This window comes from Anaerovorax sp. IOR16, assembly GCF_017168145.1.
In the GTDB taxonomy this organism is placed as follows: Bacteria; Bacillota; Clostridia; order Peptostreptococcales; family Anaerovoracaceae; genus IOR16.
On sequence record NZ_JADQTL010000009.1, the window covers coordinates 757,022 to 773,507 of the forward strand.

Below are 16,486 nucleotides of genomic sequence, written 5' to 3' on the forward strand. Positions count from 1 at the left end.
TAAATGGAATTTGAAGATAGAATTACGGCGGCTAATATAAATCTTGATGAAGAAGAGATGGAATTGAGCCTTCGTCCAAAACGTCTTTCAGAGTACATAGGACAAAAAAGCGTCACTGAGAATTTAAAAATATTTATTGAAGCAGCACAAATGAGAAAAGAGCCTTTGGATCATGTTTTGTTTTATGGACCTCCAGGTTTAGGGAAAACGACACTTGCAGGAATCATCGCCAATGAGCTTGGTGTGGATTTGCGCATTACTTCCGGACCGGCTATTGAACGAGCTGGTGATTTGGCGGCAATCTTGACAAATTTGAAAGATGGCGATGTGTTGTTTATAGATGAAATCCATCGTTTGAATCGTTCCGTAGAAGAAGTATTGTATTCCGCAATGGAAGATTATGCATTGGATATTATCATTGGAAAGGGTCCTTCAGCTCGCTCCATTCGCTTGGATTTATCAAAATTTACTCTAATTGGTGCAACGACTAGGGCAGGAAGCTTATCAGCACCTCTACGGGACCGTTTTGGGGTGATTTGTAAGTTTGAAATGTATCAGAATGATGAATTAGCTGAGATTATAAAACGCTCTGGGGAGATATTAAATGTATCCATTGAGTCTGACTGCCTTCTTGAATTGGCGCGATGCTCCAGAGGAACACCGCGTGTGGCAAATCGTTTATTAAAGCGAGTACGGGATTTTAGTCAGGTTAAGGGTAATGGCGTAATTGATTGTGAGATTACGAAAAAAACTCTGCATTCATTAGGAATAGATGCATTGGGACTGGAAGGTTTGGATCGGGATATTTTACGACTTATCATAGAACGATTTAAGGGAGGCCCTGTGGGGATTGATACCATTGCAGCAGCGATTGGAGAAGAGAGAATCACCATAGAGGATGTTTATGAGCCGTATTTGATTCAAGCTGGATTATTGCATCGTACACAAAAAGGTAGAATGGTTTCTGAAGAAGCGTATAAACATCTTGGAATTGCACAAGAAATAGAGGGGTAGGTTGATTATGAAAAAACCAAGGAATAGAATCGTTCATTATTTGCTATGCATGGTACTTGTTTCCGTCTTTTGTTTAACTCCAATGTTTGCATTTGCGATGGAGATTCCCGAATACATAAAGGTTGGCTTAAATTATGGTAATACTGCCCTTGCATCTTGCAAATTAACAAGTGAAACCGGATTTCAAATCATTAACGTCGAGGATGGTGATTTTGAAGAAACACTTCCAATTTCTGCATATACGACTTTAATTGCTGCCGTAGAAAATGGAATGGTTGTGCTTCGAAGTGAGGATGGATCGGTGGTTTCTGCAAGCCTTGGTAAGGATGATTGCATTATGGCTATGGATTATGACGAGGATGGTTTAATTCGTTTTGAGAATAAACCATACCGTGATGGAATTCAATTGATCCCGGATGGAAATAATAAAATAATGGTAATTAATTATATAACAATGGATCACTATCTTTATGGTGTTTTACAAGGAGAAATGGGACAAGAAGCGCCTTTGGAAGCGTTAAAGGCACAAGCAGTAGCTGCAAGAAGCTATGCAATGACAAATTTATATGTCCATAAAAGCTATGGTTTTCATGTCTGCACTACGACGCATTGTCAGGTATATAAAGGATATTCTTGGGAAAAAACAAAAACAAATCAAGCCGTGGATGAAACAAGCGGTCAAATTCTTTATTCTGAGGGGAAACCGGTGTCAGCCTATTATCATAAAAACAGCGGTGGCTATACGCAAAACAGTAAAGATGTTTGGAGTTCGCAGCTTCCATATTTGGTAGCTGTAAAAGATAGTTACTGCCCTGACTATTCTTGGACGGCGACGATGAGCTTCGAACAAATCCAATCTAGATTGGAAACCTGCGGCTATCAAATTGGATCTGTACAATCGGTTGCAATTTCCGCACGTAACGAGTCCGGTGCTGTTTCAGAATTAACCATTGTCGGAAGTAATGATACGGTAACGTTGAAAAAAGAATCCGTACGTATTGTGCTAGGAGGAAGTTCATTAAAATCTACACAGTTTTCCATTTCTTCAGATTCAATACCAACTTCATCGATAAATGATGTTCTATCGGTAAGCAATGGCTCTCAGACTACAAGTTCAAATCAGTCAGTTTATGTCATTTCTTCTTCGGAAAGTAAGCAGGTACATAATGTAGAGGGATTGGTTGTGTCAAACGGTAGCTCTAAACGCACGATTTCCAGTGCAAATACTTCGGTTGGAGAAATCGTAACCAGCGGCAGCGTAACTTTTGTGGGAAAAGGATACGGGCATGGAATCGGAATGGCACAGGACAGTGCTATTGTCATGGCAAACCAAGGTATGCGTTATGATGAAATACTGGAATATTTCTATACAGATGTAGAAATTTATTAAACGAAAAAGACAAAATAGAAAGGCAAATATTATATGCAAGTAAGCGATTTTGAATATCATTTACCCGAAGAACTGATTGCTCAGCATCCGGCAGATAAAAGGGATGCCTCTCGACTTTTGGTCGTTCATCGAAAAAATGACTCGGTCGAGGATAAGCATTTTTATGATATCATTGATTATTTAAATCCTGGGGATTGTTTGGTCATGAATAATTCCAAGGTCATTCCTGCAAGAATGTTTGGTGTGAAAAAAAATACAGGTGCAAAAATTGAATTTTTGCTTATAAAACGAAAAGCTGGAGATATCTGGGAAACGCTTGTCAAGCCAGGAAAAAAGCTGCATCCTGGAGATAGCGTTATGTTTACAGGAGACTGCGGCGGGCAGCTTGAAGCAGAAGTTTTAGGTTATGGAGAAGATGGAACTCGAATGGTACAATTTCATTATGACGGTGATTTCTTAGCACTTCTAGATGAAATCGGAAACATTCCACTTCCTCCTTACATCGATCGAAAAAGTGAAGAAGAGGACAAGGATCGCTATCAAACGGTTTATAGTAAAGAAGAAGGTTCGGTAGCAGCACCGACAGCGGGTCTTCATTTTACAAAGGAGCTTTTGGAAAAAGTGAAAAAAAAGGGCGTACGCATTGCTTATGTTACGCTTCATGTTGGCATTGGTACGTTCCGCCCTGTTAAATGCGATGTGGTCGAAGAGCATCAAATGCATTTTGAGGAATACCACATTGATGAAGATAATGCACAGTTAATTAATGAGACAAAGAAAAACGGAGGTCGAATTATCTCGGTGGGAACAACGTCAACAAGAACACTGGAAAGTGCGGCGGATGAGAATGGATTTATAAAAGCAGGCCACGGAAATACGGATATATTTATTTATCCGGGTTATCAATTTAAGGTCATTGACTGTCTTATTACTAATTTTCATTTGCCGAAATCAACGTTGCTTATGCTGATTTCAGCTTTGTATGATCGAGAAAAGATGATGAAAATTTATGAAGATGCAGTAAAAAAAGAGTATCGCTTTTTCAGTTACGGAGATGCGATGTTTATCGAATAATACAATAGTAAGAATGAAATTTGTGAGTATAAACGAATGAAAGAATAAAAGATTTTTGATAACTATGTTTGTCAAAAGAGAAAGGGAAGTTAAAAGATGAAACATGCGGTTACCTATAAATTGCTGAAAACGGATGAACGAAGCAAGGCAAGAAGGGGAAGAGTGCATACACCTCATGGTGATATAGAAACTCCGGTATTTATGCCGGTTGGAACAGCAGCTACAGTAAAGGCGATGCGTCCGGAGCAGGTGAAGGAATTGGGAGCACAGATTATTTTATCCAATACGTATCACCTTTATTTGCGTCCCGGACATGAAATTGTAAAAGAAGCCGGAGGGTTGCATAAATTTATGAACTGGGATCGTGCTATTTTAACCGATAGCGGCGGATTTCAGGTATTTAGTTTAGGAGACTTGCGTAAGATTAAGGAGGAAGGAGTAGAATTCCGTTCCCATATTGACGGTTCCAAGCATTTCTTTACACCGGAGAAATCGATGGAGGTACAAAATGCTTTGGGTTCGGATATTATGATGGCCTTTGATGAATGTGCGCCATATCCTGCAGATCGAGCTTATGTTAAGAATTCATTAGAACGTACTACACGTTGGCTCGCTCGCTGTAAGGAAGCGCATAAAAATGTAGAACAGCAGTCCTTGTTTGGAATCATGCAGGGGGGTATGTATAAGGATTTACGGTATGAAAGTGCGATGCAAATCGTGGAAATGGACCTTCCAGGTTATTCCATTGGCGGTCTGAGTGTTGGAGAACCAAAAGAACTGATGTACGAAGTCCTTGATTATTGTGTAGATTATCTTCCAAAGGAAAAACCGCGTTATTTGATGGGAGTGGGAAGTCCGGATTGTCTATTTGAGGGCGTAGAACGCGGTGTTGATATGTTTGACTGCGTATTACCGACAAGAATTGCAAGAAACGGAACAGCGATGACATCGATGGGACGTGTTGTCATTAAGAATGCTGCATATGAAAGAGATTTTTCACCGCTTGATCCGAATTGTGATTGTTATACTTGCCGAAATTACTCAAAGGCATATTTACGTCATCTGTTTAAATCCAATGAGATTTTATCGGCAATGCTTTTGACGAATCACAATCTGCACTTTTTGGTGCATACAATGGAAAACATACGAAATTCTATCGAGGAAGGACGATTCCTTGAATATAAAAAAGAATTTTTTGATGCTTACGGTAAGTTTTAATAAAAAAATTGGCAGCGATCAGTAATATTAAAAATAATAGATATAAAAATAGTATCATTAAAATATAAAATAGTTTTAAAGATATCGAAATACTATAATTTGCAAAAGAAAAGGGAGGATTGTTATGCCTATATTAGTACCAAAAGGATTACCTGCTTATAAAACATTAAGAGAAGAGAACGTATTTGTCATGTATGAGCATCGGGCACAAAAGCAGGACATTCGCCCTTTGCGTATTGCAATTGTAAATTTAATGCCGACAAAGGAAGTCACAGAAACACAAATGATTCGTTTGCTTGCAAATACACCGCTGCAGGTGGATTTACATCTGCTGACAATGGGTAGCCACGAATCGAAAAATACCGACTCTAAGCATTTAGAGAATTTTTATAAAACATATGAGGAAATTAAAAACCAACGTTTTGACGGAATGATTATCACAGGGGCACCGGTAGAAACCTTACCGTATGAGCAAGTGGATTACTGGAAAGAGCTCTCTGAAATTATGGATTATACCAAAGGCAATGTGTTTAGTACGATGCACATTTGCTGGGGTGCTCAGGCTGCACTTTATCACCATTTTGGAATTCAAAAGTATGAGCTTTCAGAAAAACTTTTCGGCGTATTTCCTCATGTGGTAAAGGATAAAAAATCTGAACTGATCAGAGGATTTGATGAAATCTTTTATGCTCCGCATTCTCGGCATACACAAGTAAAGAAGGAAGACATTCTTACGGTTCCGGAGTTGAAAATTTTAGCGGAATCTGAAATAGCAGGCCCGCATATCACGTCTACAAAAAATAAGCGTATGATTTTTGTGCAGGGTCATGCAGAATACGATTGGGATACCTTAAAGCTGGAATATGAGCGAGACATTGCAAAGGGAATGGACATAGAGGTACCGGCGAATTATTTCAAAGATGACAATCCGAAGAAAAAAGTTGTTGTAAAATGGAGTGGTCATGCAAATTTATTTTTTGCAAATTGGCTGAATTATGTATATCAAGAGACTCCTTATGATTTAAATAAATTGGATGCAATGAAATAAAGAATAATATTTCAAATATAAATTGAGTTGCAATCATTTACTTTAACATAAGGTATCTTATAGAAGGAGTATGAGAGTGGAAATATGTAAACACAATGCCGATTGCGGCGGTTGTATTTATCAGGAATTGGATTATCAAGAACAAATGAATTTAAAGGGCAAGGAAGTTGTTCGCCTTTTGGAAAATAAAAATGCTATGCCGCAAAAGTTTTTAGGAATTGAAGGCAGCCCATTGCAGTATGGCTATCGAAACAAAATGGAATACACCTTTGGTGATGAGGTGAAGGATGGCCCGATGACTTTAGGAATGCACAAGCGCGGTCGCTTTATGTCAATCATTACCGTAGACGAATGCCAGTTGGTAGATTCCGATTTTAATTTGGTATTAAGAGCAACCTTGGATTTCTGCAATGAAAAGGGTTATGGCTTTTATCATAAAAAATCACATAAAGGGTTGATGCGAAATTTAGTTGTACGAAAAGGACAACATACCAATGAACTATTAGTAAATATTGTAACGTCATCACAAGTGCCATTTGATGATGCTGCTTATGTAGCTTGTTTGCAAGGTTTGCCTTTAAAAAATGAGTTGGTAGGTGTGCTGCATACTTATAATGATGGTATTGCCGATGCTGTAAAGTGTGATCGTTTGGAAGTTCTATACGGACGCGACTATTATAATGAGGTAATTATGGGCTTAAAGTTTAAGGTCAGTGCGTTTTCCTTTTTTCAAACTAATGTATTGGCAGTGGAAAAGCTTTATTCCGAAGCCATTGCATTGATTGATTCTGTAGAAGGAAAGACTGTATTTGATCTTTACTGCGGAACTGGGACCATTACACAGGCTCTGGCACTTCGCGCTAAGGAAGCCATCGGCGTTGAAATTGTTGAGGAAGCCGTAGAAGCGGCGAAAGAAAACGCCAAGGAAAATGGTCTTGAGAATTGCAAGTTTATTGCCGGCGATGTTTTTAAGGTTTTAGAAACCTTAGATAAGAAACCGGATGTGATCGTGGTTGATCCTCCTCGCGTTGGAATTCATCCAAAAGCGATGCAGAAAATACTAAACTATGGGGTAAAACAAATTGTTTATATCTCCTGCAATCCGAAGACACTGGCTGAAAATCTTGATATGGCAAGGCTTGGAGGGTATGAAGTTAAAATAGGCAAAGCATTTGATAATTTCCCTCATACGAAGCACATTGAAGCCGTAATCCTGCTTACGAAGTAAGTAGAGGTACGTCTCATACAAGGCTTGTCCAAGAGCAAAACGATTGGCAACAACCGACTGCTGAGTGCGTTTGTTTGTTGGAAAAAAGATAGCTTAATAGAGAAATCACAAGGTATGTGATTTTAGAGTGAATTTGGGGCAAAAACCGGACGTAGAAATAATGGTTTTTTGCCCTTTTAAATAGGTGGAAATATATAATAAAGCATTTTTTAAGAAATATTATTAGGAATATTAGTGATACAATTTAATGAGAATATGTAAATTTTGATATAAAATGTTATAATAAAAAGAATTATTAAGAAATTATAATGTAAATTGAAGGTCTTTATAAAATAGGACTATAATTAAAAATTTGAGGTATTAGCATAACTTCTATAGAAAGTATTAAACAGAGCACCAATTTTTAGTCAGCTTTTTAAAAATTAATTTTACTTTTATTACAGTTAGGAGATAACAAGAATGAAAATATCTGAAGTCAAAATTGAAAAATTTAGATCTATAAAAAAGGCTACTTTCAGGATCAATGATATTACAGCTGTTGTAGGGGAAAATAATGCAGGAAAAACAGCTGTACTACGAGCAATAAATGCTGTACTAAATTATGAATTTGAAGAAAATAGTTTTATCAGTAAAAAGCATCAATATGCACCTAGAAACAATACATATATTTCAATAACTTTTACTGAGATTCCAGAGAAAGCGATTTATAATGATAAATTATATGAAAAGTTTTTTACATGAGTTGTCTAAGGATATTATGTATGTTTATATCCCTGCGGGAAGGACAAATAAAGATATTACTTGGTCTGATAATTCAATTTTAAAAGAATTAATAACTAGTTATACTGCTCAATATACTGAAAATAGAGATACAATTTCAAGCCATGTTAGACAGGCAACCAATAAAATCCATGATACTGTATTAACTAAGTTAGAGAATAAAATCAATAATTTATATATGCAAAATCGTAACATGGACTTTAAAATTAATTTTCCAAGTGATTTAGATTATACATTTTTACTTGACAGAATTGAAATTTCATTAAATGAATATGGGTCGAATTATCTTTTACAGGAATGGGGGAGCGGAACCAAAAGTTTGGCAGTAATAGCAATGCATAGAGCAAATGCATTGCTTAATAATGGAAGCATTGTATTAGGGATAGAAGAACCTGAAACGAACCTTCATCCACAAGCACAGAAGAGATTTATTATGTCTTTAAAAGAGAAGTTACACAGTAATGAAACTCAAACTATTTTTACTACACATTCAACGGTACTTGTTGATGCACTTGGACATGATGACATATTATTGATACGTAGAAATTCGGAATCATCAAGAGGATTTATCACTATAGTTAGTCAGATTCCAGTGGATTTTTGGACAAAGTATAGTCTTGAAGAATTCAAGCATTATCAATATTTTAATTATAAAAATAGCGATTTCTTTTTTTCAAAATATGTCGTCTTAGGAGAAAGTAAAAATGATTGTCAAGTAATGGAAAAATTAGTTGCTTCTGAAATAGGAAATAAAATTGCTGACGTAAGTTTTTTAGATGCAGGTGGTGTTGAGAATATAAAATATCCGTACTACTTACTTAAAGAATTGGGTATACCATTTATTACTGTTGTTGATCGAGATTATTTTTTTCCATATATAAACAATAATGTATTGGAAGATAGTCGTTCACAATCAACTGGATTGCCCATTTACAGTGATGAGATAAAGAATGATGATATTCTGGAGGATATCTTTAACACTTCAATTGCAAAACAAAAGTTAGTGGATAACCACAAAGATGGATACAGAAAATTTTTTGGATATATTAAACAGTTCAAAATACTTTCGATGAACTATTGTTTGGAGATGGATTTAACTTGTTCAGGTAAGGCGAGGAATGAATAAAAATAGATAAAATATTATCTATCTTAGACAATATTCCTAAAAAATCATACCCAGAAAGTTATTTGAAAATAAGGAATATGATTATTGAGGACATACATAAGTTTATTTTATAGATGAACAGAAGAATTATTCCCAGATAGCAACCTTGAGTATACCAAAACTTATAAAAAGATAATAGTATTGATATGAGTAGGTTATCGTTCAATATTCCTGATAAGAGGAATTATTGGGTGAGTGATGTTTCTCTAGATCAGATCATGGAAGAAAGTTAGCACAAAATTAAAGAATACCTTAAAGATTACTTGGAACCTATAAAAGCTGAAAAACAAAAGCATCTTCGTAGGCATGTAACAGAAAAGGCACCACAGTTATACATCTTTTAACATATATGCCTGAAGATATTAGTAATAAAAAGCTATTACAAAGATTAAAAAAGTTTAAAAGCGAATACAAATATACACTTATTCAAAAAATAAATAAATAAAATTAGTGAGCTAATAAATGATGAGGCAAAAAAGTTAATAACCGAAATATGTTTTAAAATTATTATTAAGAATTGGTCAACTGATGGTGAATGAATTGAATAAAGTGAGTATAGATAAAAGTTGAAGTTTCGTTTAGGGGGATATCATGGTAGAGGAAAATAAAGTTGTGGAGCATGATTTAATAAGAATGTCGAGGGCTGGAGATGTCTTTCATTACAGATGGGCAGCTAGGTTCTGTCTAAACATGATCAAACCTGAATCTTCAATAACGTCAGTCACAATAGAGCAATCAAAGGATTCAGAGCAAAAAGGTGAATGCGTTATGGATATGACCGTATATTCAAAGGAAGATAATACTGAGTACGTTGATTATTATCAAATGAAACATTCAGAAGCTCATTCAGATACGCATATGACACTTGGCCTTCTAAGAAAGACAATAGAGGGGTTCTCTAAAAGATACAAATTTCATGCAACGGATTCCAGAAAAAGAAAAGTTAAGTATTTGGTAGTAACCAATAGAGGAATTGACCACAAACTATTAACTGCAATAAAGAAACTAGCAAATGGGGATGTAGCAGATAAACGTATTAGGGATCAATTGGTTCGTTATACAAAACTTAGTGGTTTAGAGTTAAAAGCCTTTTGTTCTTGCCTTATTCTTCAAGGGGGTGAAGGGAACTACGAGGAACAGTTCTATAGCCTAGTAGGTGATACAGCAAGACTGATTACAGGTGTAAACAACACTGATATAGTTAACAAGTTAATAAATATGATCTGGGACAGAGTATTACCAAATAATAGGAGCGAGATAACCAAAGAAATCGTCCTTAATCAGTTTGGATGCAGTTCGGAAAAGCATTTATACCCTGCACCGTCAAGCTTTGAGAAACTTGATGGAACGGTAAAAAGGGATGAATATGTAAGACTTGCTAAAGCTATTAGCGAAGATGAGAGACCAAAGATTATTACAGCAACCGGTGGAATTGGGAAATCAATCTTCACTGGTATGTTATCAGATTTGCTCGGTGAAGAGCACCTTACAGTTATTTATGATTGCTTTGGCAATGGTACATATAGAAACAGGCTGATGTTTAGGCATAGACATCAGGATGCACTTGTGCAGATTGCAAATGAACTTGCAGATTTAGGCTACTGTGAACCTCTTATACCAGTTGATAAGGATCCGGATTGGATATCAGAATCTTTCCACGAAAGAATTTCTGAAGCTATTAGAAAGCATAAAGCGTTATACCCAAACGGGAAATTGGTCATTGCTATTGATGCAGCAGATAATGCGGAGATGGCTGGTGAGATAAATGAACAGTATGCTTTTCCGAGTGATTTACTTCAACAGGGACTTCCGCCAGGGTGTATTTTGGTTATGTTGTGTAGGCCTGAAAGAGAGCATATGCTCAAAGCACCAAGAGATGTAATTACATTTAGAATGGCTGAATTCACAGCGAAAGAAACAGAACGATACCTTTCATCAAAGTTCCCTGGCATTAATACATTGATTGCTGAAGAGGTTCATAGACTTACCAATGGAATACCAAGAGTCATGTCTATTGCTATGCAGGAGTCCCAAAGTTTGAAGGAATTTCTAGATCGACTTGGCCCGATTCCGACAACAGCAGAAGATCAGATAGAACATTTATTGGAGCAGGCTAAAAATAGAATTAGTGATCAACTATCAGATAGGTACATGGAGGAAATAAATTCGCTATGTTGTGGTTTGGCAGTATTGCCTCCGGATATACCGTTAAGCGATTTCTCTGCAATTGCAATGATAAGTGATGAAGCTATCAAGAGTTTTGTTTCAGAAATGGGTGCACAGATAATAATCACTGATGACCATCTCCATTTTCGAGATGAGCCAACAGAGCATTGGTTTCAGAAAACATTCTCTGGGAACTATGAACTTGTAAAAGCGTTTATAGCAAGGATTGAACCTCTTACTGAAAATAGCATCTATCTTGCTGCATCGTTACCAGAATTGTATATTAGTATTGGATTATACGACAAGATGATTGACGTAGTCCTAGAGGGGAAATTTCTCCCTAAAATGGTTGAGGCAGACATAAGAGAGGTTGAATATACAAGATTGAGATTTGCGGTTAGAGCAGCAATCAATGCAGATCGCTATAAAAATTTGATAGCTCTTGGCTTGATGGCTGGTGATAAAGGTGAGGTCAACAACAGAATTTATTCTCTTTATCAAGAACATTTTGATATTGTTCATAAATTCCTGTCTAAAGAACCGCTTAGAGAACTAGCATATAAAAGTAAATTGCGAGGGGATTGGCTAGGATCAGATCAACTCTATACAGCGCTATTATTGTCAGGTACAGAAGATGGTGCTCCTGAAGCGAGAATTTATTTACGAAATGCGAGACAGTTTCTTCAAGTATATTTTGAAGAACGGAAACGGGAAGATAGAGATTTCAACGGAAGACTTACTGATGATGATATATTTGCATTTATACTTACTACATACAACATATTTGGGCTTGAAGAAGCAATAAATGATATAAAATCATGGTCACCTGCTGAACTTCGTTTCAAGATATCACGCAAGTTGGCATCTTATTTAATTGATTTGTCTGCTATGCATGAGGGTTTTACATTTTTAGATAAAGTAACAGATGATGTGTATTCATTTATAGCCATAGTTTTAGAGTTTGATAAGGTTGGATTATACCCAGATGAGGATGTTATTAATAGGATTGCTACTATATTGCAAATCGAGGAGTTTGATTTCTCGGATAACTATATGCTAAATGAAGACGAAGCAGCGCCTATGTTGGCAATAGTAACATTTTGTGAAAGACTGATTTCGAATAAAGAAACAGATTTGTGTAAGAAATTAATAGATATGCTGTTGCGGAAGTTTGGTCCTTCAGACTTTAAATCAGACTTCTACAATTATAAACGAGCAATTTATTTACGAGCATATGCAATAAAAAAACACCTTGATTCAGAATTTAATTTCTTTGATCATGAATATTTTAATACTAAAAATTCAGAGAGGAGATATTATCAAGATAAGGACACTGTAAAAGGCATATTCAATTCTTTATATCCTTGGTATGAACTTCGGCTAAAAATAATTTTAGAAGAATCCAATAATATTACAGAGAAAGTCTTGGATTGCAGGCGATTATCGGGTCTTTCTTACGAAGGGCAGTATTGTAGATTTAATAGCATTGAAAAAGAGAGATACGTAGTGGCTGCTGATATTTTCCTAAAGTGTCATTGGGAAATAGAGGCAGAGGCTATGAACTATTATAATGAAGTTATTGAGAAGGAGAGGTATGGCATGCCTCGGGATAGAGTAGCATTGATGCGGGGCCTAATGCATACCAGTAATTTTTATACCATAATTCAAAAACTTGAGTTTAGCATCCATGAGATGATAGTAAATGATTTCAGTGAACCATACGAGAGAGTCGAAACATTGATGCAAATGGTTCGAAGCTTTCTCGGTTATAGCCATAGAGAAGCCAGGATTTATTTTGAAGAAGCGGTGAATGAAAATGAAAGATTTGGTGATGATCTTCCGAATAAATGGAGCACGATTTCATCTATTGCCAGAAGAGCTGCAGATGCCTATAACGATGAGGAGAAATTAGCTTATAGGTTTGTTCGAGTTGCAGAGTTTGTTGGTGAGCATGTAGTTCGTGAGAAATATTGGGATAGAAATGAAGCAATGAGAATTACCACATTACTGTCTCCGGTGCAAGGAATGGCTGCAATAAGTCGATGGCGAGAACGAAATGTTGGTTGGGTTGAAGACCAACTGAAACATGTGATCGAATCACTGATTGATAAGAAAATACTTTCCTCAGAACAGATTTGGGGAATGTCAGGTTTCTTTCCTGACAGTGAGTACTACGTTATAAAACTTGCTAAAGAAGCTATGAAACTGGCCGGAGATACAAAAAAAGTTGAAATAGCTCGCCAAGTTAATAGAATAGCAGGTTTAAAAGGGTACAGCAGAAGAAATTGTGAGGAACTGAAAGAGCTCTTCGGGCTGTTACCTGAATTTGAGATGCCAGCCTATCCGGGGATTGAGGATAGCATTCTTAATTTGAATTCAAGCAGCACATATAAAACAATAAGTGAGTCAGAAATTGATTCGTTACTTGGAGATTGGGGCTATGATGGAATTGAGTCTTTGAAAAGAGCCTTTGGATATGTAAATTCTGTGGAAGGACTTAACTCAAATAATGACTATTTTTGGCAGCGCCTAATGGATAAAGTTCCGTTACCAATGTATGGTGACTTTCTGACAGAAGTGTTAACATTCACAAATGATTTTTGGAGTGTTACAAGAATACTTACCAATATTCCAAACATATGGAAAAGAAGCAGGAGTTTCTTAAGATTTTGGCTTGATATACTAAAGGATTTTGGTCGAACGTTTGCATCAGACATCCTATCATCATACTATCGTAGACCTCTTGAAGAAAGGTCTGGATGGTCTGATCAAGAATGGTATCAAATATATACAGGGTGCATTGAAGCATATAAAACTAATTATAGTGAATTTGGAGCGTCAGATTACTATGACCTAGCATCGATAGGAAGCATGATTGAATTACCAGATAAATCACTTACATTACTTGATAAAGCTCTACAAACGATGGAGAAAGATATCGATATTAACTTTGCAGATGGAATCGTAGATGATACAAGCCTTGCTACTGGAACATTTGATGAAGCATATGGATCTTTTTTTAAGGCATCTCTTGGTTCGCCGGATAGTGAAGTTCATTGGATGGCGGTACATGGTTTAGTAAGATTTTGCATGGTTTCTGATGAAAAACAGGTGAAAGAACTAATAGAGACTATTATTTCAGCTGATACAGATGCTTTTCTTGGTAAGAAATTTCTGTTTTATGAGATGAATTATCAGTTATATATGCTGATCGCATTACAACGAATTGCGTTGGAACAACCATATAAACTTTGCGGGATAAAGCATATATTTGCACCATATTTTGAAGAAGGTTATTCACATGGGTTGATACAATTAACTGTGTTTAAAATTATTAATTTGTTAAGAGAGTATTCAGCAGATTTATTCTCAGTAGAAGAATTTGCAGTAGCAGAGAAGTGGTTTGTTAGTCCAAAGCAGATTGCCTTTATAGGTAATCACAACAATACAAAGATGTCTGATAGATACGAGCAACTAGCTAAGTGTGCTGAGAGGTTCCATGTTGCATTTGATTTTGACCGTTATTGGCTTAATACTCTTGAGAGGATATTTAACATTCCAACAAAGCACCTTGAGATGTTGATTGGCAATTATGTAAGAGAGTCACTAGAGTTGAAACCAGATGAAAACGGATGGATACATGATGAACGCAATGACGTTTTCAGAAGTTCAAAGTATGAATTAAGAACTCATACATCTCATGGAGAGCTTCCCTCTGCTGAAAGAATATCATTTTATCTCTCGTATCATGGTATGTTTGTGATAGCAGGAAGATTACTTAAGAATGAAACGTTATATCTTGATGATTATTATGAGGAGGCAGTTAACCCGTATATGGCATGGCTCGAAAGAAATTACTTATATAGAGAGGATGGATTCATGCTGTTTGACGGGCGAACACCTACACCTGTAGGAATTCCGGCTTGGATGAATAGCCGTATTGATGAGTCTTGGCTAATTGGAGTTGATAAGGACTACCTATATCAAAATATGCGTATAAATGGAGATGTTTGTGTAGATGGCTATTGGGAATATCAAAGAAATGGCTTCAGAGAGACTGTTACGGTTGATACAGCGTTGGTAGATAAGTCTATGATTTTCAGTTTAATGGTAACTTTAGAGGAACTACCGCCTCACGATTATTATCTTGGGAACAGCGATGATTTTGATGAAGAGACCGATGAGCTGTTTAATATGGAAAATTGGATAATTCAAAGAAATTCATACTCAGAACTTGATAAACATGATCCATGGGCAAAAGGAACGAAGTATCCTGATTATGAAATTAAGGAATCATATGCTAGTATGTTGGATCTTACAGTGAATAAATTGAGGAATAAATGGACTGAAGCAGATAACGGAAGGGTTATGGCGTACATCGAAAACTGGGTAGAGAATTTGGGACAATATAATGATGATTATTTTCAGCCGAATACCCGGCTAATTGCAAAAGAAGAGTTATTAATAAACTTATGTAAAGAGACAGAAAAAGCCCTAATTGTTAATGTCAAAATTGATAGAAGAAAAGTGGAAGATAGATATAGCAGTGATGATGGAAGAGAAGCGCATTGCTTCCATGCTTTTAAAGTGATTGATGCAGATGGATGGTGGAATGATGAAGGATGAAATAAAAGCATTAGGTAAGTTGATTACATGTAAGCTAAATCTTCAGGATGACTATGATGTAATGAATAAGTGGATGATCACTTATATTGCTGAGCAAATGCATAGGTATGAGATTGCAAAGACTGATGAAGAGAAGCAAATAGCAGGCGAGAAGTGTTCAGATGCTATTATGAAATTTTGGAAGCACCGGAGTTATAATTCAGGATGGAATCCACTTGAGAAGTATAAGCAGCTATTAGAGAGGATTAATAGAATGGTTAGTAATGAATTTGGGGTTGATATTATCAACTTTATTGGCAGTGGATCGGTTGAAGATGGGGATCTAGCAGAAAAAACTAAGATTATCAGGAAAGTAAACAATTGGCTTATTGAAGATATGATTTTTGAGGAATTAGGTGAGGTAAGGGACTTGGATGACAATCCGTGGATTGATATTATAGATGATCTTGGTGATCCAGATGCAGGAGTTATTCGGCTGGTCGCTGGGATATCTGAAGAACGTAATAATACGGATAACCAGTATATTAAATATAGGATAGAAAGGATTGAACTTGTTATTAGTTTACTCAATGAATTTGCTAAGTCTGAGTATAGGAAGCTGAATGACTAATCCAACATAGTTAAAACATAATTGGTTAATTATCCAATACAGTTTAAAAGTTCATTAATATGTCTGAATAATTTGATTTAGAAAATAACGGTAGCAATTTTTAGTGAAATCAGATGAAGTATGTGAAGGGGAAAGCATGAGTGACAATATTGAGAAAAATATACCAT

Annotated in this window: 10 protein-coding genes; all 10 read left to right on the forward strand. The window is 36.2% G+C overall.

All coding sequences use genetic code 11. From position 1 onward, the window contains the following. The first annotated feature begins 3 nt into the window (after positions 1–3). The 10 genes from ruvB to I2490_RS07415 all read left to right on the forward strand — a co-directional run bounded on the left by ruvB (position 4) and on the right by I2490_RS07415 (position 16,319). Complete coding sequence (ruvB, locus tag I2490_RS07375; RefSeq protein WP_206459093.1) at positions 4–1,014, forward strand: Holliday junction branch migration DNA helicase RuvB; 1,011 nt, start codon at positions 4–6, stop codon at positions 1,012–1,014. A 7-nt stretch (positions 1,015–1,021) separates the two neighbouring features. Then, positions 1,022–2,404: a SpoIID/LytB domain-containing protein gene (locus I2490_RS07380; protein ID WP_206459094.1), complete on the forward strand. Its 1,383-nt coding sequence runs from the start codon at positions 1,022–1,024 to the stop codon at positions 2,402–2,404. Between the two features lie 33 nt (positions 2,405–2,437). Next, the gene (queA, locus tag I2490_RS07385) at positions 2,438–3,478 is read left to right on the forward strand and encodes a tRNA preQ1(34) S-adenosylmethionine ribosyltransferase-isomerase QueA (RefSeq protein WP_206459095.1); all 1,041 of its coding nucleotides are present in this window, start codon (positions 2,438–2,440) and stop codon (positions 3,476–3,478) included. Between the two features lie 96 nt (positions 3,479–3,574). After that, positions 3,575–4,696: a tRNA guanosine(34) transglycosylase Tgt gene (tgt, locus tag I2490_RS07390; RefSeq protein ID WP_206459096.1), complete on the forward strand. Its 1,122-nt coding sequence runs from the start codon at positions 3,575–3,577 to the stop codon at positions 4,694–4,696. A gap of 124 nt (positions 4,697–4,820) precedes the next feature. Continuing rightward, positions 4,821–5,744 (forward strand): homoserine O-acetyltransferase MetA, encoded by a 924-nt coding sequence (gene metA / locus I2490_RS07395; protein ID WP_206459097.1) that lies wholly within the window; start codon positions 4,821–4,823, stop codon positions 5,742–5,744. Positions 5,745–5,820: 76 nt separating this feature from the next. Then, a complete protein-coding gene (rlmD, locus tag I2490_RS07400) occupies positions 5,821–6,972 on the forward strand; it encodes a 23S rRNA (uracil(1939)-C(5))-methyltransferase RlmD (protein ID WP_330634599.1) in 1,152 nt (383 codons plus the stop codon). Between the two features lie 459 nt (positions 6,973–7,431). Further along, positions 7,432–7,713 (forward strand): AAA family ATPase, encoded by a 282-nt coding sequence (locus I2490_RS16615; RefSeq protein WP_245157108.1) that lies wholly within the window; start codon positions 7,432–7,434, stop codon positions 7,711–7,713. After that, the gene (locus I2490_RS07405) at positions 7,682–8,878 is read left to right on the forward strand and encodes an ATP-dependent nuclease (RefSeq protein WP_245157109.1); all 1,197 of its coding nucleotides are present in this window, start codon (positions 7,682–7,684) and stop codon (positions 8,876–8,878) included. The genes I2490_RS16615 and I2490_RS07405 overlap by 32 nt, the downstream gene beginning before the upstream one ends. Positions 8,879–9,685: 807 nt before the next feature. Further along, positions 9,686–15,709 carry an ATP-binding protein gene (locus tag I2490_RS07410; protein ID WP_206459099.1) on the forward strand — a complete coding sequence of 2,008 codons (6,024 nt, stop codon included), beginning with the start codon at positions 9,686–9,688 and terminating at the stop codon, positions 15,707–15,709. Beyond that, positions 15,684–16,319, forward strand: a complete 636-nt coding sequence (locus I2490_RS07415) for a hypothetical protein (RefSeq protein ID WP_206459100.1) — start codon at positions 15,684–15,686, stop codon at positions 16,317–16,319. The genes I2490_RS07410 and I2490_RS07415 overlap by 26 nt, the downstream gene beginning before the upstream one ends. Positions 16,320–16,486: the final 167 nt, after the last annotated feature.